Source organism: Rhodococcus sp. NPDC076796 (assembly GCF_040702765.1).
GTDB lineage: Bacteria > Actinomycetota > Actinomycetes > Mycobacteriales > Mycobacteriaceae > Rhodococcoides.
The window spans coordinates 70,475-89,412 of sequence record NZ_JBFBMS010000010.1 but is presented as its reverse complement, the minus strand read 5'-3'; the positions used below and the strand labels follow the sequence as shown (position 1 = coordinate 89,412).

The 18,938-nt window shown below is 64.4% G+C and carries 19 protein-coding genes; 10 read left to right on the top strand and 9 right to left on the bottom strand.

Annotation, left to right across the window (positions count from 1 at the left end):
• Positions 1-19: 19 nt before the first annotated feature.
• The 3 genes from AB0366_RS22985 (at position 20) to AB0366_RS22975 (ending at position 1,801) form a co-directional block, all read left to right on the top strand.
• Entirely contained in the window at positions 20-178 is a 159-nt protein-coding gene (locus AB0366_RS22985; protein ID WP_183130139.1) for a hypothetical protein, read from the top strand.
• Positions 179-281: 103 nt separating this feature from the next.
• Entirely contained in the window at positions 282-539 is a 258-nt protein-coding gene (locus tag AB0366_RS22980; protein WP_032398144.1) for a hypothetical protein, read from the top strand.
• Positions 536-1,801 (top strand): cupin domain-containing protein, encoded by a 1,266-nt coding sequence (locus AB0366_RS22975; RefSeq protein WP_366245987.1) that lies wholly within the window; start codon positions 536-538, stop codon positions 1,799-1,801. The genes AB0366_RS22980 and AB0366_RS22975 overlap by 4 nt, the downstream gene beginning before the upstream one ends.
• Before the next feature lie 3 nt (positions 1,802-1,804).
• Here the strand turns inward: AB0366_RS22975 and AB0366_RS22970 are convergent, their stop codons facing one another.
• Together AB0366_RS22970 and AB0366_RS22965 are read right to left on the bottom strand one after the other, a co-directional pair.
• Positions 1,805-2,566 (bottom strand): SDR family oxidoreductase, encoded by a 762-nt coding sequence (locus AB0366_RS22970; protein ID WP_366245986.1) that lies wholly within the window; start codon positions 2,564-2,566, stop codon positions 1,805-1,807.
• A 25-nt stretch (positions 2,567-2,591) separates the two neighbouring features.
• Complete coding sequence (locus AB0366_RS22965) at positions 2,592-4,388, bottom strand: acyl-CoA dehydrogenase (protein ID WP_366245984.1); 1,797 nt, start codon at positions 4,386-4,388, stop codon at positions 2,592-2,594.
• A gap of 317 nt (positions 4,389-4,705) precedes the next feature.
• Between AB0366_RS22965 and car the strand changes: the two genes are divergently transcribed.
• Positions 4,706-8,233, top strand: a complete 3,528-nt coding sequence (gene car, locus AB0366_RS22960) for a carboxylic acid reductase (RefSeq protein WP_366245983.1) — start codon at positions 4,706-4,708, stop codon at positions 8,231-8,233.
• A 42-nt stretch (positions 8,234-8,275) separates the two neighbouring features.
• Here car and AB0366_RS22955 read toward each other — a convergent pair whose 3' ends face one another.
• Genes AB0366_RS22955 through AB0366_RS22940 form a run of 4 tightly spaced genes read right to left on the bottom strand, consistent with a single transcriptional unit; the run spans position 8,276 to position 13,139 of the window.
• Complete coding sequence (locus AB0366_RS22955) at positions 8,276-9,856, bottom strand: regulator (RefSeq protein WP_366245981.1); 1,581 nt, start codon at positions 9,854-9,856, stop codon at positions 8,276-8,278.
• Positions 9,857-9,864: 8 nt separating this feature from the next.
• Positions 9,865-10,578 carry a cysteine hydrolase gene (locus AB0366_RS22950; protein WP_366245979.1) on the bottom strand — a complete coding sequence of 238 codons (714 nt, stop codon included), beginning with the start codon at positions 10,576-10,578 and terminating at the stop codon, positions 9,865-9,867.
• Positions 10,575-12,407, bottom strand: coding sequence for an allophanate hydrolase (gene atzF / locus AB0366_RS22945; RefSeq protein ID WP_366245978.1), 1,833 nt, complete (start codon positions 12,405-12,407; stop codon positions 10,575-10,577). Before atzF ends, AB0366_RS22950 begins: the two co-directional genes overlap by 4 nt.
• Before the next feature lie 57 nt (positions 12,408-12,464).
• Positions 12,465-13,139 carry a GntR family transcriptional regulator gene (locus AB0366_RS22940; RefSeq protein ID WP_366245976.1) on the bottom strand — a complete coding sequence of 225 codons (675 nt, stop codon included), beginning with the start codon at positions 13,137-13,139 and terminating at the stop codon, positions 12,465-12,467.
• A 104-nt stretch (positions 13,140-13,243) separates the two neighbouring features.
• On the opposite strand from AB0366_RS22940, the gene AB0366_RS22935 reads away from it, so the two are divergent.
• Complete coding sequence (locus tag AB0366_RS22935) at positions 13,244-13,540, top strand: DUF503 domain-containing protein (RefSeq protein ID WP_094674439.1); 297 nt, start codon at positions 13,244-13,246, stop codon at positions 13,538-13,540.
• Between the two features lie 16 nt (positions 13,541-13,556).
• Here AB0366_RS22935 and AB0366_RS22930 read toward each other — a convergent pair whose 3' ends face one another.
• Positions 13,557-14,120, bottom strand: coding sequence for a dihydrofolate reductase family protein (locus AB0366_RS22930; RefSeq protein ID WP_366245974.1), 564 nt, complete (start codon positions 14,118-14,120; stop codon positions 13,557-13,559).
• Positions 14,121-14,201: 81 nt separating this feature from the next.
• Here AB0366_RS22930 and AB0366_RS22925 point away from each other — a divergent pair, with 81 nt between their 5' ends.
• From AB0366_RS22925 to AB0366_RS22905, 5 genes are all read left to right on the top strand, one after another.
• The gene (locus tag AB0366_RS22925) at positions 14,202-15,353 is read left to right on the top strand and encodes an FAD-dependent oxidoreductase (protein ID WP_366245973.1); all 1,152 of its coding nucleotides are present in this window, start codon (positions 14,202-14,204) and stop codon (positions 15,351-15,353) included.
• Positions 15,354-15,372: 19 nt separating this feature from the next.
• Positions 15,373-15,663 carry a hypothetical protein gene (locus tag AB0366_RS22920; protein ID WP_366245971.1) on the top strand — a complete coding sequence of 97 codons (291 nt, stop codon included), beginning with the start codon at positions 15,373-15,375 and terminating at the stop codon, positions 15,661-15,663.
• 50 nt (positions 15,664-15,713) lie between these two features.
• A complete protein-coding gene (locus AB0366_RS22915; RefSeq protein ID WP_314143030.1) occupies positions 15,714-16,133 on the top strand; it encodes a hypothetical protein in 420 nt (139 codons plus the stop codon).
• Positions 16,130-16,426 (top strand): transcriptional regulator, encoded by a 297-nt coding sequence (locus AB0366_RS22910; protein WP_121869790.1) that lies wholly within the window; start codon positions 16,130-16,132, stop codon positions 16,424-16,426. Before AB0366_RS22915 ends, AB0366_RS22910 begins: the two co-directional genes overlap by 4 nt.
• A gap of 104 nt (positions 16,427-16,530) precedes the next feature.
• The gene (locus tag AB0366_RS22905; RefSeq protein ID WP_366245969.1) at positions 16,531-16,950 is read left to right on the top strand and encodes a VOC family protein; all 420 of its coding nucleotides are present in this window, start codon (positions 16,531-16,533) and stop codon (positions 16,948-16,950) included.
• Positions 16,951-16,965: 15 nt separating this feature from the next.
• Here the strand turns inward: AB0366_RS22905 and AB0366_RS22900 are convergent, their stop codons facing one another.
• Positions 16,966-18,237: an MFS transporter gene (locus AB0366_RS22900; protein ID WP_128644571.1), complete on the bottom strand. Its 1,272-nt coding sequence runs from the start codon at positions 18,235-18,237 to the stop codon at positions 16,966-16,968.
• 13 nt (positions 18,238-18,250) lie between these two features.
• The gene (locus AB0366_RS22895) at positions 18,251-18,883 is read right to left on the bottom strand and encodes a GyrI-like domain-containing protein (protein ID WP_366245968.1); all 633 of its coding nucleotides are present in this window, start codon (positions 18,881-18,883) and stop codon (positions 18,251-18,253) included.
• Between the last annotated feature and the right edge of the window lie 55 nt (positions 18,884-18,938).

The following is an 18,938-nucleotide window of genomic DNA, read 5'->3' as shown; positions in this document are numbered from 1 at the left end:
GGCGGTCTACTGTCGAACCATGGGACGTGAGAAGAACACCGACGACGAAAACCCGACTGAGTCCGAGAAGGCATCGGACACGCCGAAGGGCGGCCGACCAGGACCCGTGGACGGCGGCGGCGGAGGCGGGATGGCGACGCGGGAGAACGCGCCCGAGATCGCCGACGATTCTGCCTGAGATTTGCGGCACGACTGCTGTTTGAGAAACAGAGTTTGCGTCAATACCTCCGATGTTCTCGCGCTGCGCGAGCACACGAACCTCCACGACCGGAAGGACTTCGATGAGCATCAACGACGACGACATCACCACCACGGGCGGAGCCGCAGGCGAAGGACCCGCTGACGGCGGATCGAACCCCGGTGGTCATGACGGCGGAGCAGACGGCCCCGCCGGAGCAGGTGAAGGACCCGCCGACGGCGGATCCAACCCCGATGGGCATGACGGCGGAGCAGACGGCCCCGCCGGAGCAGGCGAAGGACCCGCCGACGGCGGATCCAACCCCAACGGGCACGACGGCGGTGCGGACGGCACAGCTTGAGCACTGAGCCGAGCGGCGAGCGCGGATCGGGAAACCGGTCCGCGCTCCGTCGTCTGACCGGTATCGATCTCGGGACCTTCGCAGATCGGTTCTGGGGCGTAGCTCCCAAGCTGACCAGATCAGTTGATCTGTCGGACTCGTTCGACGATCTGATGACGCTCGACGCGGTCGACGAGCTGATAGCCGAACGCGGTGTACGAACCCCGTTCGTGCGCATGGCCAAGGACGGCCGGCTACTGGACAAGTCGCAGTTCACGGCATCCGGCGGGTTCGGTGCCGAGGTGACGGACCAGGTCGACTCCGCAGCGGTGCTGGCAGCCTTCGCAGCCGGAAATACGCTGGTACTTCAGGGCCTGCATCGACTGTGGCCGCCGCTGATTCACTTCGTCGGCGATCTCGTTCGCGAGCTGGGCCATCCGGTGCAGGTGAATTCGTACGTCACACCTGCTGCGTCCCAAGGCTTTTCACCGCACTACGACGTGCACGATGTGTTCGTGGTGCAGATCGCGGGGACGAAGCGGTGGAGCATTCACTCACCGGTGCACGTGCATCCGCTCAACAATCAACCGTGGTCGGATCGACGGTCGGCCGTCGAAGACCACGCATCGAACACTCCCGAACTGGACATCGTCCTCGAGCCCGGCGATGTGCTCTATCTTCCGCGTGGGTGGATCCATTCGGCGCAAGCGCTCGGCGACACCACCGTGCACTTGACCATCGGCGTCGCGTCGTACAACGACTACGACCTCGCCCACCATGTGCTGAAGTCGCTCGGCGACGTCGAGAGTCTGCGTGCTCCCCTCCCTGCCGGACTCGACCACTCCGACCCGGAGTCCATCGTTCCGCATGTACGCCGAGTTCTGGACGCCATGCGCGCCGCGCTCGACGAGATCGACCGAGACCCCGACGCGGTACGTCGACTCGCCGAACGCGTCGCCGATCGTCACGACGACCTCGTCCGACCGGAACCGGTGCGCCCACTGGCGAGCGTCGCCGCGATGGGAGCGTTGCGGGGCGAGGATTCGATCCGACGTCGGCCCGGCATGTTCGCGCGGATCGCGCACACGAGGGACGGCGTATCGATGGTTCTTCGGAACAAAACGGTCACGCTGCCGTCGCAGTGCGCCGACGCGATCGAGTCCCTGATGAAGGGCGCTCCGTGCCGCCTGGATGCGCTGCCCGGACTCGACACCGACGACTCGCTGGTGGTTGCGCGCAGACTGATCCGCGAGGGCATCGCCGTGCCGGCCGTCGAGGGATAGCCGTCAGGTGATCGTGATCCCGCCGTCGACCGCGATGGTCTGACCCGTCACGTATCCCCCGGCGTCCGAGGCGAGCCAGATCGCGGTTGCGGCCAGTTCTTCGGGATCGCCCTTGCGTCCGAGAATCATTCGCGGAGCCATCGAGTCGAGATATCCCGGCTGGTACGAGTCCGTCATCTCGCTCTGGAAGAAACCCGGCGCAATAGCGTTGACCCTGATGCCTTTTCGAGCGCCCCATTGCTGCGCGAGATCGCGGGTGAGGCCGATGATGGCTGCCTTGCTGGCGCTGTAGGCCGCCTGCGGAAGGCCCGCGGTGGTCAGCCCCAGAATGCTGGAGATGTTCACGATCGAACTGCCGGGTGACATCACCCGTCCACAGGCCTGCGCTGCCCAGTACGACCCGTTCAAGTTGATGTCGATCACCGAGCGGAACTGCTCGGGCGTCTCACGGGTTGCGGGGTAGGCCGTGCCGACTCCGGCATTGTTGATGAGAACGTCGACCTTTCCGAACTCCATCACCGCGGCCTCGACCATCGCGGTGCACTGATCCGGGTCGACCACGTCGGTGGCTACTGTGATCGAGCGCCCTCCGACGCTGTCGATCAACTCGGCGGTCTGCGCCAACTTGTCCACTCGCCGTGCGGCGAGCACCACATCCGCTCCTGCCTCGGCGGCTGCTTTGGCGAATGCCACGCCCAGTCCCGAGGATGCACCGGTGACGATGACGACGCGACCGTCCAGGCGAAATTTGTCCAAGATCGACATGTTGATGAATCTCCTTGTACTCGACTCAGAACCAAGCGGGTGACATATCGAGGGTCGTGCGGTCCAGTCTCGCCAACAGGTCGAGCTGGACGTCCACCTTCGGCAACTCGTAGACGTAGAAATACTTTGCTGCAGAACGCTTTCCGTCGTAGAAGTCTCCGGCTTTCGTGCCGACGGCCAGCAACTGCTCGAGCCACATCCAGGCGATGACCGTGTGCCCCATCGCCTCGAGGTAAGCCGTGGAGTTCGCCAGCGCCACAGCGGCATCGCCGGTACCCCACACTGCAGCGGTGACCTCGACGATTCTGACGACGCGCGCGTGCAGTTCGTCCGCGTACCGAGCAGCGTCACCGCCCGCTGCGTGCGCCCGATCGACTGTCTCCGCGATGTGTTCGGCCAGCAGAGCCAATCCCGCGCCGCCCTGCATGATCACCTTGCGCCCGAGCAGATCCAAACCTTGAATACCGTGTGTGCCCTCGTGAATGGGATTCAGGCGATTGTCGCGGTAGTGCTGCTCGACGTCGTAGTCGCGGGTGTATCCGTAGCCGCCGTGCACCTGAATGGCCAAACTGTTGGCTTCGAGGCACCACTGCGACGGCCAACTCTTGGCGATGGGCGTCAGTACGTCGAGCAGCAGTGTCGATCGCGCAGCTTCGGCATCGTCGGACGCCGAGTCCTGATGATCGACCAGACGCGAACAGTAGAGTCCGAGCGCCAGCGCTCCCTCGACGTAGGACTTCTGCGCCAACAACATTCGACGAACGTCGGCGTGTTCGATCAGCGCGACCGCAGGCGCAGCCGGGTCCTTGGCACCGAGTGGTCGACCCTGAGTACGGGTCCTCGCATACTCCACCGACTTCAGGTAGCCGACGTAGCCGAGGGCGATCGCGAGGAATCCGACGCCGATCCGGGCTTCGTTCATCATGTGGAACATGTACGACAGTCCGCGGTTCTCCTCGGCGACGAGGAAGCCGACTGCTCCGGGTTGTCCACCGGGAGAGTGGGTTCCGTCGCCGAAGGCCAGCAGAGTGTTGGTGGTGCCGCGGTTGCCCATCTTGTGATTGAGGCCGGTCAACACGATGTCGTTGCGCTCGCCCGTACCGCCGTCGCCATTCGGAAGGAATTTGGGAACGATGAACAGGGAGATTCCCTTGACCCCCGGCGGTCCGCCCGGCGTCTTGGCGAGCACCAGGTGAACGATGTTCTCGGTGAGTTCGTGATCTCCACCCGAAATCCACATCTTCGTACCGGTGATACGAAAGCTTCCGTCGTCCTGCGGTACCGCCTTGGTCGTGATGTCCGCCAGTGACGATCCGGCCTGCGGCTCCGACAGACACATGGTTCCGAACCAGCGCCCGTCCAGCATGGGCCGGACGTAGTCTCGCACCTGATCCGGCGTGCCGTACGTCGCGATCAGGTTGGCGTTGGCCATGGTGAGAAACGGGTACGAGGAAGTCCCGGCGTTGGCAGCCTGGAAGAACGCCATCGCTGCCCGAGAGACGGTCGCGGGCAATTGCATGCCACCGATCGACTCGTCGAACTGCCCGGCGATCAGACCCGCCGACGCGTAGACATCGAGCGCTTCCTTGACTTCCGGTATCAACTCGACCGAACCGTCCGCATTCATCGTCGGCTCCTGCGCATCCGCCTTCTTGTTGTGCGGAGCGAAATGCTTGCGGGCGATGTCCGCGCTGAGGTCGAGTACCGCGTCGAAGGTCTCCCTCGAGTGCTCCGCGAAGCGAGGTCGAGCAGTCAGTGCCGCCACGTCCAGCCATTCGTACAGCAGAAAATCCAGGTCGCGTCGCGAGAGGACGTCCGACATTCACTTCTCCGATCGCGAGGGGTGACACGTGCGCACGATGGTGACGAGCACTGTGACGCACATGACTGTGGATTCACCATACAAGTCGCGATCTCCCGCCTTCACCGAGTACCCGCGTGAGCTGTCAGCGCAGATCCGCGTCCGCGATCCGGACTCGAAAAGCGCAGTCAGGCAGACATTTACGACCAATCAGACTATGAGGAGCGTCACGATTACCAACGAGCACCGCGGCATATACTTACCTTTGATAACGAAATGAAGCGGACAATCGCGAGGTGCCCCGAATGATCGGCGCGCTTCGTCGGAGGGAGTCGAGCATGACGCACACACTGGCCGTCGACAGCCGACAGGATCGTCAGAGCAGGCAACGCAGTCGATTCCAGGAACTGCACGGGTCCGACCAGGAGTTTCGAGCCGCCGAACCGGACAGCGCAGTAGCCGACGCCGCCCAGGAGCTGTCGCCCAACCTGGCCCGCGTGGTTGCCGAGATCATGACGCGTTACTCGAATCGGCCTGCCCTCGGCCGCCGGGCTCGAGAGACCGCCCGAATCGACGGCGCGAACACGCTGCGGCTGCTCCCCCGCTTCGACACCGTCACCTACGGCCGAGCGTGGAAAGACGCCGGTGCACTGGCCTCGGCGCTCACGCACGACGCATTCGGTATTGCTTCAGGAGACTTCTTCGCAACCTTGGGATTCGCGAGTGCCGACTATGTCATCGCGGAACTGGCCACGATTCGACTCGGCGCGATTGCCGTTCCGTTGCAGGCCGGTGCAACCGCGGGCCAGCTCTCGGCCATCGCCGACGAGGTCGAACCCGTCGTCCTCGCAGCCGATGTCGACAACCTGTCCGTCGCGGTCCAGGTTGCCACCCATTGTCGGTCCATTCGCCGAATCGTCGTTCTCGACTACGACGGTGCCATCGACGCGCACACGCGAATTATGAAGTCTGCGCGCACCGATGCCGAACAGGTGGGAGTCTTCGTTCGGCCGCTCACCGAGCTGGTTCGCGACGGCGCGCAACTTCCGGAGGTTCCACTACCCGATGCCGAGGATCCCGACCGACTCGCAACGCTGATCTACACCTCCGGCAGCACCGGCACCCCCAAAGGGGCGATGCACACCGAAAAAATCGTGTGCGGAGCCTGGACCGGGGCCTGGCACCACACCGGAGCGTCCTCCGAGTCCACGGACGGGCCGGCCTTCCCGGTCATCACTCTCGACTATCTGCCGATGAGTCACCTGGCCGGCCGTGGCCTCGTCTTCTCGACGCTTGCGGCCGGCGGCACCGTCCACTTCGCAGGGGCGAGCGACCTGTCCACCCTGTTCGAGGATTTCGCGCTCGCCCGGCCCACGATGGCACTGTTGATCCCGCGGGTCTGCGAGATGATTCGCCACAACGTCCTGGCAGAGATCGACCGCGAGGTCGAACGCTCTGCCGGCAGCGATGCCGACAGGACGCGTCGGGAGGTCCTCGAACGCAACAGGATCGAACAATTCGGCGGACGTGTTCTGGCAGCAATGGTCGGCACCGCACCGATCGCCGAGGAGGTCAAGGACTTCGTCACGGAGCTGCTCGATATCGAGGTGCGCGACAACTACGGCTCCACCGAAGCCGGAATGGTGTTGCACGACGGTGTCGTTCAACGCCCGCCGGTGATCGAATACAAGCTCGACGATGTGCCCGAACTCGGCTATTTCTCCACCGACACGCCGCATCCGCGCGGTGAGCTCCTGCTCAAGACGGCGTCCATCATTCCCGGCTACTACAAGCGCCCGGACGTCACGGCCGACGTCTTCGACTCCGAGGGCTTCTATCGCACCGGTGACGTCGTCGCCGAGATCGAGCCGGACCGACTCGCATACGTCGACCGACGCAAGAACGTTCTGAAACTGGCGCAGGGCGAGTTCGTCGCGCTGGCGCGCCTCGAAGCCCTGTTCGGTACCAGCGAGCTAGTCGATCAGATATTTCTGTACGGCAACAGCCAACGGGCGTATCTCCTGGCAATCGTCGTACCGGCCCACCCGGATACGACTGCGGGTTCGGTCATCGAATCGTTGCAGAGGATCGCGCGCACCGAAGCGCTGAACTCGTACGAAATTCCGCGCGAGGTCATCGTCGAGCACCAGCCGTTCACACAGGAGAACGGATTGCTGTCCGGTGCAGGCAAGCAACTGAGGCCCAAACTCGTCGAGCGCTACGGGGACGAACTCGAGCGCCGCTACGCAGACCTGGAATCCGGTCAGAACGAGCGCCTGCGCGAGCTCAGGCGCACTGCTGCCGATGCCCCTGTCCTGACCACCGTCGGCGATGCCGCGCAGGCCCTGCTCGGGTGCGCCGGGTCCGATGTTCGCCCCGATGCCCACTTCAGCGACTTGGGCGGAGATTCGTTGTCGGCGTTGACCTTCTCGACGCTGCTCCGTGAGATCTACGACGTCGATGTTCCGGTCGGAGTGATCACCGGACCCGCCATGGACCTGGCAGCGCTGGCCGAGTACATTTCCTCGGCTCGCGACAATGATTGCGACACAGCGACATTCGCCTCGGTGCACGGCCGCGGTGCCGCCGTTGCACGCGCCTCCGACCTGCGTCTGTCGGCATTTCTCGACGACGCGCTCCTGGACGCCGCACACCATGTTCCCGGCCCACGAGAACAGACCAGCACGGTCTTGCTGACCGGTGCCAACGGGTACCTCGGTCGCTTCCTCTGCCTGGAATGGCTGGGGCGCATGGCCGAGGTCGGCGGAAAGGTGGTCTGCCTGGTGCGCGGACGCTCCGATTCCGACGCGCGAGCTCGTCTCGATGCAGCCTTCGACAGTGGAGACGCGGAACTGTCGGAGCGTTATCGAACCTTGGCCGACGCCGCTCTCGAGGTCGTGGCAGGCGATCTCGGGACACCTCACTTCGGCCTGGACCACAAGGCATTCGAGGCGCTGGCCGAACGGGTGGATCGCATCGTCCACCCCGCAGCGCTGGTCAACCATGCCCTGCCGTACGAGCACCTCTTCGGGCCCAACGTCGTCGGCACGGCCGAGGTGATCCGGCTGGCGCTGACCGACCATGTCAAGCCGGTGACCTACCTGTCGACGGTGGCCGTCGCAGCGGGCGTCGAGGAATTCCGGGAAAACGGCGACATCCGTGTCGACAGTCCGTCGCGGGCTGTGGACGACTCGTACGCCAACGGCTACGGCAACTCCAAGTGGGCCGGTGAAGTGCTGTTGCGCAATGCGTTCGACGAATTCGGCTTGCCCGTCTCGGTCTTCCGCTCGGACATGATTCTGGCGCACAGCACCTGGACGGGTCAGCTCAACGTCCCGGACGTGTTCACGCGTTTGATCCTGTCGGTCGTCGCAACCGGTCTGGCTCCACACACGTTCTACGCCACCGACACCGGGGCACCCACCGACGAGAAGGGGCGACCGCTGGCCCACTACGACGGACTGCCGGCCGATTTCAGTGCGTCGGCCATCACGTCGATCGCGGGTGGGGATACCTCGGGCTACCGAACCTTCGACATCCTCAACCCACACGACGACGACATCTCGCTGGACACGTTCGTCGACTGGATCCGTGACGCAGGTCGCGACATCGAGACTGTCGAGAACTACGACGAATGGTTCGAGCGTTTCAGCGCCGCAGTCGAGGCTCTTCCGGAGAAGCAACGTTCACACTCGCTGCTCCCCCTGATCGCCTCGTACGCAGAGCCGCAACACCCGTCGTCCGGGGCGATACTGCCTGCCGACGAGTTCGCCTCGGCCGTCGGGGATATTCCGCACCTCGGGCGCGAACTGATCGAGAAGTATCTCTCCGATCTCGTGGCGCTCGAGCTCGTGAGCAAGCGCTAGAGAAGTTCCCGATGCGGGCCGTGCGGCCCGCATCGGGATGCCCTACTCCCCGACCGGTTGTGGCTCGGTCGTCGGCTTCGGCGCGGGAATCAGCCGCGAGTACGCCAGACACACGAGCCCGAAGAACAGATAGCCGAGTGCGACTTGGGGATTGGCTGCCCACCCCACCTCGTGCGAGTGGATCAGACCGACCCACGACAGTGCCGCGGCCACCCCACTCGCTGTTGCGGCGGCGAGAAACCGTTTGTCGAGAACGAACGTGACGATGGTGCCCAACATGAGTCCGGCGAGTACCGCTCCCGACCCGAATGTCTTCAGCCCGTCGTAGACGACACCCGCCTGACCCAGTGCCTCGCTTCCCACTTCCGTCGCCGACGTGCCTGCCGCGCTGAGTGCGTTGTCGATCAGACCCACCGCCCACTCCGCGAGGTTCGGTAGCAGGGCCACGACCACCGCGATGGCGTGCAGCTTGGGCACCGACTGGAATGCTTGGGCACCGATCAGCAGTCCGATGTACAGCAGAATCGGGACGATCGCGGGAATCGGAAGCAACGTTGCCAGCAATCCGAACAATCCGAGAAAACACATCACCCCGATCGCGACGCCCGACGCGACCGAGTATCCGGTCCGGCCGCCTGCGTCTTTCCAGCCGGGATGGCCGATGTAGACCGCGGGCGGGAACGGCGATCCGAACGCCGAGCCGACGACCGCACCGAAGCCGTCAGCGAGCAGCACACTGCGCAGGTTGTAGTTGTCTCCGGCAGCAGATGCGCTCTCGACGTTGCTCATCGCCTCGGTGAAGTTGTACACCCCCAGAGGAATTGCCGTCGCGAGCAGCGGTGCCAGATTTCCGAGCCCGTCCAGTAGTAGGTCGAGGCGTAGATCGGGAAGGCCGAGGGCGATGTTGCTCGCCGCCTCGGTCACGTCCGGCACGGACATGTACCCGCCGATCCAGCCGATCGCCGTGCCCACCAGGAGCGCGGCGAGCCCCACCGGAATATTGCCGGGCAACTTCACATCGGTGAAGAAGCCGATGAGAATGATTGCGAGAACGGGCAACCCGATCCAGGCGGCCTCCCACATCTGCGCGGCCGGGCGCATCGCGATGAACGTGATCGAGATGCCGGCCAACGTGCCGAGCATCGCCGCGCGCGGGGTGATCCTGCGAATGTAGGGCCCGACGAACGCTCCGATCATGACGATGATGCCGATCATGAAGGCCCAGGCGAGTCCAGCCGCCCACGCCTGCACCGCGTTACCCGTCGCCAGGTAGACCGGGAGCATGACCACGAACACGACGATGAACATGTGCGGAACGCTCGGGCCGTACGGTAGCGCCGTCACATCGGTTCGGTTCTCGCGCTTGGCAAGTCGACGGGCGAGAACCATGTAGTACAGATTCCCCAGGATCAGGGCGATCCCGAGGGCAGGCAGCAGGGTCCCGAGGACGTCGCTTCCTGGAATTCCGACGACCGCGATGCTCAGTGTCGTCAGAGTGAGCACGTTGACGAGAATGTTGAAGCCGAGTCCGAAGAATGCGTTGGTGTCGCCCTTCGTCCACCACGGGAGGGTGAACGAGGACGAGGAGCCTGCAGCGGGTGAGTCCTTGACGTCCATGGTCATGTTCGGTCCTATCGACTTGCCGAGGTGGGGACGAGTGCAACCAACGCGGCCACGACGTCCTCCGACGGCGCGGTCCAACCGAAAATGCCGCCTTGAGCCGAAATCATCTCGAGGCCCACACGCTGAAACTCCGGGAAGTACGAACCGACACAGTCCGTCACCACGAGGCACTCGTATCCTCGATCATTGGCCTCCCGAACCGTGGTGTGCACGCACACCTCGGTCGTCACACCGGTGACGAGCAGAGTGGTGGTTCCGGCGCGCGTGAGGATCTCGGAGAGCTCGGTGGCGTAGAACGCCCCTTTGCCGGGCTTGTCGATGACTGCCTCGCCTTCGAGCGGTGCCAGCTCGTCGACGATGTCGTGACCGTACTCACCGCGAACGAGGATGCGGCCGAACGCTCCTGGATCGCCGATGCGCTGTGACGGGTTGCCGCGGCGCAGCTTTGCCGGCGGGCAGTCCGACAGGTCCGGTAGATGCCCCTCCCTGGTGTGGATCACGGGTATCCCGGCTTCCCTGGCCACTGCGATGAGACCTGCGAGTGGTTCGATCACGGTTCGGAGCAGGCCGACATCGTTGCCGAGGCTCTCACCGAAACCGCCGGGGAGCAGAAAGTCCCTCTGCATGTCGATGACGAGTAGTGCCGTCGTCGCGGCATCGATGGTGAACTCCGATGGTGACGCCGACGGTATCGACGTTTCCCGAGTGTGTGCTGAGGTCATGAGATCTCCTGTGCTGCAATGGAAGTGTCGTGAGCAGAACTGATCGCCCGGGAATATGCCCGCCAGCCACCGAACTCGCTGATGTCGTCGACGGTGTGCCGCTGCGCGCCGGTCTGCACAGTGACGTCGCAGACGTAGCCGAGAACATCGGAACCGTCGGCCAGCAGTACTCGTCCCAGAGCGAGTACCGCCGGCATTCTGCCCGCGAGTACCGCAAGAGAAGTAGCGGGCAGACGCCACCTCTCCACGTCGATTGCGCTGCCGCCGAGAGGAACTCGCAACAGGCCGGGTGTCGGATCGGCGGTTCCGATCCGAAGCAGTGTGTATGTCGGGGCGGTGGACGTGGCCTCGACCAGGGACCCGCCCAGCTCGAGCAGCTGCGGGTTGGCCCGCTCCCCCGACAGGTGATGCCCGGCAACGACGATGTCGATGGTCTCGACTGTCGACCCATCGGCTGCGGGGTGCGGCGAGTCGGCGCGCCCTTCTCCGAGCAACCGAGCCGCGACCGCGAGAATCGTATCGTCGGCCAGCGCAGGCCCGATCACCATGAGACTGACCGGTCGGCCGTCCTCGGTGAGCCCCACGGGAACCGCAACTGCAGTCAGGTCGACAAGGTTCCCGAAGTGGGTGTAGTGACCGAGCTTCGTATTGCACGCAATGGGGTCCGCGAGTACCTCCGGCACGGTGAAGGTGGTGCCGATGGTCGGCACGATCATCACGTCCATCGACGTCCACAGCTGTGCGACGCGAGCGCGAAGGTCTTGCAGCGTCTGCAGTGCACGGAAGGCATCGACGGCGCTGTACCGGCGCCCACCCAGAAAGATCTCGCGGACGACGGGAACGATGGAATCGGGTTTCTCGATGAGGAATTCATCGAACTCGACCAGTCGCTCGGCGACCCACGGCCCCTGATACAGCAACGAACCGGCTTCGAGAAACGGCGTGAGATCCACTGTGGTGGTGAGTAATCCACGATCGGCGAGCGACAGGCGTGCGACCGAATGCGCGTCGAACATGGCTGCGTCGCCGAAAAAGTCCAGCTGCTGCAGGTCCGGTAGTCCGACAGTGATCTCTCGCCCGTCGTATCTCGCTCCGCGCGGGCGTGCCCACCCGTCCGCTGGATCCTCGGCGCACATGATGTCGAATACGAGATCGAGGTCCTCGATCGTGGTCGCCATCAAGGTGATGCAGTCCAGCGACTTGCACGCGGGGACGAGTCCGACGGTGCTGATCAGGCCGCGGGACGGCTTGTATCCGACGATGCCGTTGAGCGCAGCAGGCACTCGACCCGATCCTGCGGTGTCGGTGGCCACGCAGAACGGCACCTGTCCGAGGGCGACGGCCAGTGCCGAACCGGAACTCGAGCCACCGGAGATCATGTCGTTGCCGTAGACGCTCCGCGGAATCGGGTGCGGCGTGCGGGTTCCGTTCAGCCCGGTCGCGAACTGGTCGAGGCTGGTCTTGCCGACGAAAATGGCTCCGGCGTCGACCAACGCCTGCACTGCGGGGGCCGTCGTATTCGCCGTGTACGCGTAGTCGGGACAGGCGAGGGTGGTCGGGTATCCGGCCACATCGATGCTGTCCTTGACTCCGAAGGGAATTCCGTACAGGGGTAGCGACATTGCGTCGGGTCGCGCTTCGAGAGCAGCGGCGGCCGCGAGCAATTCTGCTCGGCCGACGACGGTGATCCATGTTCCGTCGTCGCCGCGGGCAGCCACTGCGGTCGAGAACGCCTCCACCGTTGCACTGGGAGTCGTTCTTCCGGTTCTGTACGCCGCGAGCATCTCGGTGACGGTCGGGCCGAGTGCAGGTCCCAGGTCTGAATTCATACCGTCGATTGTCGACAGTTTCCTGTTACTGCAGGTTGTTGCCGTGTTTCGAGTCTGTTAGGAAATACTCTCGAGATGTAGGTAGGTCAGTTCGCCGTGCTGCTTCAACGCAGCGAGCGCCACCGACACGTCGTTCGATTCGATGGCATCGAGCAACCACTCGTGACGCCGAATCCCGTCGACCGGGTTGGCGACTCGGGCTTCTTCCCTGAGATTGCGCGCCATCGGTAGCTGCAATTTCAGCAGGATGGGCGCATACGCCGTATCGAGCTGGCGACTGCCGGCCAACGCCACGATGGCCTCGTGGAAACGCCGGTGGGCGTCGTCCTTCTCGAGGGTGTCCCCCCGCGCATCGGCGTCACGCATCTCGTCGAGCGCCGTTCTCACCGGCGCGAACGCACCGTCGGGAGACGACGTGAGCGGCAGCGCGCGCTCGAGCGCGTGCCGTTCGAGAACCTGACGCAGCTCGAAGAGTTCGAGAATGTCCTCTGCCGACCACACCGTCACTCGGAATCCGCGACGTGGGAGATGTTCGACCAGACCCTGCTGAGCCAACAGGCGCAACGCCTCACGTACCGGTGCTCGGCTGATCCCGAGGCGCGCGCACAGGGTTTCCTCGACCACGCGGGATCCGGGCTCTAGCGCACCGCTGAGCACCTCGGATCGAACCTGGCGAGTCGCCATTTCGACAAGGCTCGGCGGCAAAGAACCGTGTCCCGCCGGTGCAGCCATGACGCCAGTGTACGAACATGTTCGGCGAATGGTGCGCATCCGAAGCATCGCCGAGTCGAATTCCGACCGCTCGGGTATCGCTCCAGCGGTAGAATGGTCGGCATATGTGGATTGGATGGATAGAATTCGACTTCCTTCTCGGAGATGTTCACTCACTCAAAGAGAAGCGCTCCGTGATCCGGCCGGTGATCTCCGACATGCAACGCAAGTTCGCGGTGTCGGTCGCGGAGACCGATCATCGCGAGTTGCACAGACGAGCAGGTATCGGCGCGTCCGTCGTTGCAGGCGATCGCGACCACGTCACCGATGTCCTCGACCGAATCGAGCGCGTGGCGGCCTCACGTCCCGAGCTGCAACTCGTCTCCGTTCGGCGGCGCACCATTCGAAGCGACGACATCTGAGACCCGCCCCGCCGGGTCAGCGACGTACGTCGAACACCTGCTTCTGAATTCCGTTGCCGTAGACCTCGTGTTCGACCAGTTCGAGATGCGTGGTGTCCTTGTCGGCCTCACTGAACAGTCGCTTCCCCGCCCCGAGCAGGAGTGGAAAGACGAGCAGGTGGTACCGATCGACGAGCCCGGCGTCGGCCAGGCTTCGCCCCAGGGTGGCGCTGCCGTGTATCGAGATCGGCCCACCATCGGAGTTCCTGAGCTCGGCAACGTCGTCGACACTGCGCAGAATGGTTGCCGGCCACCGTGAGTCGTCCTGCTCGAGCGTCGTCGACACCACGTACCTCGGCATCGCGTTGTACCCGGCGAAATCGTCCATGGTGGGCCAGATCGGTGCAAATGCCTCGTACGAGGTGCGGCCCAACAGCAGCGCGGTGGCCTCATCCTGCTCGCGTCCCTTGATCTCGTACGCTGCCGGATCGAATTCGATGCCCTGAAACGTCCACCCGGAGTTGCGATAGCCCACCTCGCCGCCCGGTCCCTCCATCACGCCGTCGAGCGAAACGAACGCGGTCACGATCACAGTGCGCATGGACGGTCCTTACCGGAGCTGGGATGCGGGTGCCGGAATCGTAAACCATCCGGCCGCCGAATCCGTCGATACCATCGACCGATGATGGCCAGCGACATGACCCGCCCGGCGTGGGACGACGATCCGGCCGTGTCCGGCTGGCCGGGCCTGCCCGTTCTGGAGCGTGACGACACCGCCGACGTCTGCGTCGTCGGCCTGGGAGGCTCGGGTCTGGCCGCTGTCGCCGAACTCCTCGACCGTGGTCTCGATGTGGTCGGAATCGACGCAGGGCGGGTCGCTGCCGGTGCCGCGGGTCGGAACGGCGGCTTCCTACTCGGTGGTCCTGCGACCTTTCTGCACACAGCGCTCGCGACATGGGGTCCGTGCGCGGTGGATCTGTATCGAGCGACTCTGGCCGAGATCGACTCGCTGGAAAGGCTTCTCGGATCCGACGTCGTCCGACGCACCGGTTCCATCAGGCTCGCGGGAGTCCCCGGTGCGCCGATCGAACTCTCCGACTCGGAGGACTGCGACGCGCTGGCACAGTGCCTGCGCGAGAACGACGTTGCCGTCGAGCAGTATTCCGGCGATTTGGGGCGCGGCATCTTCCTACCGGACGACGCGGTGATGAATCCCGCGCGTCGCGCGCTCGGGTTGGCGTCGATTCTCGCGGGCCGAGCGCGGCTGTACGAGTACACGCCCGCAACTGCTATCGAGCCAGGAGCGGTCACGACGCCGAATGGAGTGGTTCGGTGCGGCCTGATTCTCGTTGCCGTCGACGGTCGCCTCGAACAGCTACTCCCCCAGCTCGACGGCCGGGTTCGGACCGCACGTCTGCAGATGCTCGCCACCTCACCCGTCACGCCGGGTCGGCTGCCGTGCCCCGTGTACGGACGATGGGGGTACGACTACGCACAGCAGGACGCGTCGGGACGGCTGTATGTCGGGGGCGGTCGCGACCTCTTCGCCGTGGACGAGTGGACACCGTCCGGCGAACCGACCGCTCAGGTTCAGAAATACATCGAATCCGTCGCGACATCGTTTGCAGGGGAACCTGTCTCGGTCGATGCGCGGTGGGCTGCATCCGTCGGATTCACCACCGATGGGCGGCCGCTGTGCACGTCGGTCGACGACACCGTGATCGCGTTCGGCGGTTACAACGGGACAGGCAATCTGGTCGGACCGGTCACCGCTCGTGCCGCCGTGGCGCTCGGACTCGACGGGCTTGCAGTGCCGCAGTATCTGAGCAGCTGACGCATGGCAGTGTGGACCCATGGCCGAGGAACCGGAACGCACCGAGGACGGTCACTACATCGTCATCAAGGGTCGACGTTGGCGCGCAACGGATCCTGACATCCCGGAGGATCGCAACGCCGAATTGCGATCGATTCTGATGGCGTGGCGCAGGGAGGTCAAACGTACGTCGGGTGCACCGGAATCTCGTGCAGGTGTGCAGGCCACCAAAGTCGCCCTCGGCGAGCGAGGAACACCGTGGTGGGAGCAGTCCGACGACGAGCGACGAGCTCGATGGGAAGCGGAAGTGCCGCGGCCGGCCGAGACCTGATCCTCGCCAGATCGTTGCCATAGTGGAAACTATCCAATACAGTTTCCACTATGGAAAGCATCGGAGAACCCACACCTGCCGAAGCACGAACAGCTCTCGACGACATCGACCGAGTTCAACGCGCGGTACGAGACACTCCCTGGCCGGTGTGGCTGTATCCGGTCAACGCCGTACTGCTTGCAGCATCCGCACTGACCGCCCTGCTCGACAGCCCCGCCTCGCTGCTCGGAGTCCTCGCGGTGATCATCGCAGTCAACGTCATCACCGGATACCGAATGGGGACGCCGTGGGCCCTACCCACCAACCGAGGCTTCCTCGCCTGCGTGGCGCTCTCGGCGCTCTGCGTCGCACTGGCGCAGGCTGTCGGCAATCCCAGCGGACCGGCCGGGCCGGTGGTTCTGCTCGCGGCCGCGGCCGCGTCGATCTACTCGATCGGCTCGATCCTGCACTACCGCAGTACACGTCGATGACGAGCGATCTCGATCCGATCATTCACCCCGCCCACCGGCTGCGAATCTGCGCCCTTCTGGCCGCGGCGACGACGGTGGAACTCGCGATCGTCAAGGAACACAGCGGGTTGAGCGCATCGGCGCTGAGCAAACAGGTCGCCGCTCTGGTCGATGCGGGGTACGTCGAGCAGCAGCGATCACGCACGGACTCGCGTCGACTGTGGTTGTCGTTGACCAAGGACGGAAGAACGGCGTATCGCCGTCACGTGGCGGCACTGCGCGCGATTCTGGCCGACACCGACGCCTCCATCTAGTCGTCTGCGGTGACTTTCCGTCGTGGGGCGTGTCTATTGTTTCGACGGATGTCGTCGATGCAGTTCTACGAAGTAGCTCGTCCAGCGAAGAAGGAGACCGGCTCATGTCCATTCTCAATCCCTATCTGTCGTTCCGAGACAACGCCCGCGAGGCCATGGAGTTCTATCGGTCGGTCTTCGGTGGCGAGCTCACCGTCACCACGCTCGGCGAGGCCAACGCCAGCGAGGATCCCGCCGACCAGGACAAGATCATGCACGGCCAGTTGACCACCCCGAGCGGCTTCACTCTGATGGGAGCCGACACGCCGTCGTCGATGGAGCACACCCCGGGCAACACCATGAGCGTCTCGCTCAGCGGCGACGAAGAGGACGAACTGACGGGCTACTGGAACGCGTTGGCCGTCGACGCACAGTTCACCATGGGTCTCGAGAAGGCTCCGTGGGGCGACACTTTCGGCATGTTGACCGACAAGTTCGGTGTGCAGTGGATGGTCAACATCGCCGGATCCCCCAGCGGGAGCTGAGCACAGCGGCCGCCGCTACCGGACGACGGTCTTCGGCGGGATCACCTGTCGGAGACCTTCGGGCCCCCAGCCTCGATCGAGTGCCACCAGTAGCAATGCACAGCCGATACCGGACAGGACGAGCGCGGAACCGAACATCGCCGTGTATCCGAACAAGTCTCCGACCACTCCGGCGGCAATCCCGGCCGCGCCCTGCGCGAAGACGATCGCGCACGCCATCAGCGTGTAATCGCTTCCCGCGAAGCGCTTCTCCGACGCGTCCATCATCAGCGCGAACACCGCGACGGTGGCCGCACCACCGAGCACGTGTTCGGTGATGTTGGCGGTGACCAGAAGTGGAAAGCCGCCGACGCCCAGGGACGCAACGACATACAGACCGAGGCTCAGCGTTTGGCTCACGCCGCCCACCAACAGCGCCCGGCGACGTCCGTGCCGAAACGCCAACCATGCCCCGAGTGCGGCTCCCCCGACCGCCGCCACCGACGACAGACCGCCCTCGACCAGTGCTATCTGGGGCAGGGACAGTCCACTGTCCGACAGAAAGGGACCCACGAGGGCCGACCCCATCGAGTTCCCGAACTTGAACCCGATGATCAGCAGAATGAATGCCACCATTCCGGGTCTGCGAAGCCGCGACCACCACGCACCGGCAAGCCGCCCCGGCGTCGGGCGCTCGGCCCGAGGATCGGAGTCCGCGTCGGCCGCGTCGAGTTGTCTGCGCATCCACCACACGGGGATCGTCGTCAGCACGATCAGCAGTGCCATCGCGACGAACAGCGCCCGCCATCCGGCAAAGGTGAACAGCCACAACAGCAGTCCGCCACCGCACACCATCCCGATCCGGTAGGCACCGACCTGGAGACCGTTGCCCAACCCGCGCTGCGCCGCGGTGAGCGTACGCACCGCGATGCCGTCGGTCGCGATGTCCTGCGTCGCCGAGAGAGCATTCATGACGAAGATGCCGACGAACAGCCAGCGCAATGTCGAGGACAGGTCGAGGAACGACAACGCCAGTGCCACCGCCGCGGCCGAACACTGCAGCGACAGCAGCCACCGCCGCCTCGATCCGTACCGATCGACGTACGGAGCCCAGAGAAACTTGAGTGCCCACGGCAGGAACAGCACACCGGTCGCGCTGATCTTCACCAAGGAGAACCCGGACTCCCGCAGTACCACCGGCAGGGCCTGGGTGAAGAATCCGAACGGCAGTCCCTGTGCGAAGTAGAGCGCACCCAGGAGAGTGAGGGTCCCGGCGGTGAACGATGCCGGGCGCACCGCGTTGGTCATGACGGTCATCGTGTCAGAGCGACGCCGACTCCGCTGAATGCGCAACAGGCTGGCGAAGAATGGTGCGGAGCTTCGCGGGTTCGACCCGGCGCGCATCGCTCAGGTAGATCTCGTGATGTCTGCCGGTCATCGTCAGTCCGGAACTGGGAATGTATCGGTGGTGGAGCTCGTCGAGTACCGGCGTCTCGTCGTCGTAGGACCCGATGTGCAGCGTCTGCACGCACAGTCCCTCGTCGAGAGTCTCCAATCGAATACTGCTCGACGCATCCGAGTGGCTCCTCGCGTCGGCGGACGCCTTCGCCACCTCGAACATCGATCGGTCGATCCAGTCGGGCACCATGATCATGGCCGTCCAGTTCCACTGGTTCTTGTCCCTCTCGGTGGTGAACGAGGCCATGTTCTCGGCCCACCACAACGCCTCGAGCGGCATGACGACGTAGTCGCGGTCGAGGGTGTTCTTGCTGGCGAACTTCAGTGCGTAGGCCACGGGGTAGAGCGCCCCGATTGCTTCGGCATACTCCGGAGCGGTGTTCGGATCGCCGCGACCGTCGATCATCAGGTAGGTCAACGGCGGAACGACGAGGGTACGAAAGGTGTTGTGCCGCGCCGAATATGCGTCGAGCGTCTTCTTGAAGTCGATTTTCACCGCTGGTCTCCCCCGATCGAGTTCTCGATCGCACTGGTCCAGTGCGACCGGCCCC

Excerpts from the sequence above, each read along its gene's own strand:
- AB0366_RS22985 (WP_183130139.1), top strand. The coding sequence starts at position 20 with ATGGGACGTGAGAAGAACACCGACGACGAAAACCCGACTGAGTCCGAG.
- AB0366_RS22980 (WP_032398144.1), top strand. The coding sequence starts at position 282 with ATGAGCATCAACGACGACGACATCACCACCACGGGCGGAGCCGCAGGC.
- AB0366_RS22970 (WP_366245986.1), bottom strand. The coding sequence starts at position 2,566 with ATGTCGATCTTGGACAAATTTCGCCTGGACGGTCGCGTCGTCATCGTC.
- AB0366_RS22965 (WP_366245984.1), bottom strand. The coding sequence starts at position 4,388 with ATGTCGGACGTCCTCTCGCGACGCGACCTGGATTTTCTGCTGTACGAA.
- car (WP_366245983.1), top strand. The coding sequence starts at position 4,706 with ATGACGCACACACTGGCCGTCGACAGCCGACAGGATCGTCAGAGCAGG.
- AB0366_RS22955 (WP_366245981.1), bottom strand. The coding sequence starts at position 9,856 with ATGACCATGGACGTCAAGGACTCACCCGCTGCAGGCTCCTCGTCCTCG.
- AB0366_RS22950 (WP_366245979.1), bottom strand. The coding sequence starts at position 10,578 with ATGACCTCAGCACACACTCGGGAAACGTCGATACCGTCGGCGTCACCA.
- atzF (WP_366245978.1), bottom strand. The coding sequence starts at position 12,407 with ATGAATTCAGACCTGGGACCTGCACTCGGCCCGACCGTCACCGAGATG.
- AB0366_RS22940 (WP_366245976.1), bottom strand. The coding sequence starts at position 13,139 with ATGGCTGCACCGGCGGGACACGGTTCTTTGCCGCCGAGCCTTGTCGAA.
- AB0366_RS22935 (WP_094674439.1), top strand. The coding sequence starts at position 13,244 with ATGTGGATTGGATGGATAGAATTCGACTTCCTTCTCGGAGATGTTCAC.
- AB0366_RS22930 (WP_366245974.1), bottom strand. The coding sequence starts at position 14,120 with ATGCGCACTGTGATCGTGACCGCGTTCGTTTCGCTCGACGGCGTGATG.
- AB0366_RS22925 (WP_366245973.1), top strand. The coding sequence starts at position 14,202 with ATGATGGCCAGCGACATGACCCGCCCGGCGTGGGACGACGATCCGGCC.
- AB0366_RS22920 (WP_366245971.1), top strand. The coding sequence starts at position 15,373 with ATGGCCGAGGAACCGGAACGCACCGAGGACGGTCACTACATCGTCATC.
- AB0366_RS22915 (WP_314143030.1), top strand. The coding sequence starts at position 15,714 with ATGGAAAGCATCGGAGAACCCACACCTGCCGAAGCACGAACAGCTCTC.
- AB0366_RS22910 (WP_121869790.1), top strand. The coding sequence starts at position 16,130 with ATGACGAGCGATCTCGATCCGATCATTCACCCCGCCCACCGGCTGCGA.
- AB0366_RS22905 (WP_366245969.1), top strand. The coding sequence starts at position 16,531 with ATGTCCATTCTCAATCCCTATCTGTCGTTCCGAGACAACGCCCGCGAG.
- AB0366_RS22900 (WP_128644571.1), bottom strand. The coding sequence starts at position 18,237 with ATGACCAACGCGGTGCGCCCGGCATCGTTCACCGCCGGGACCCTCACT.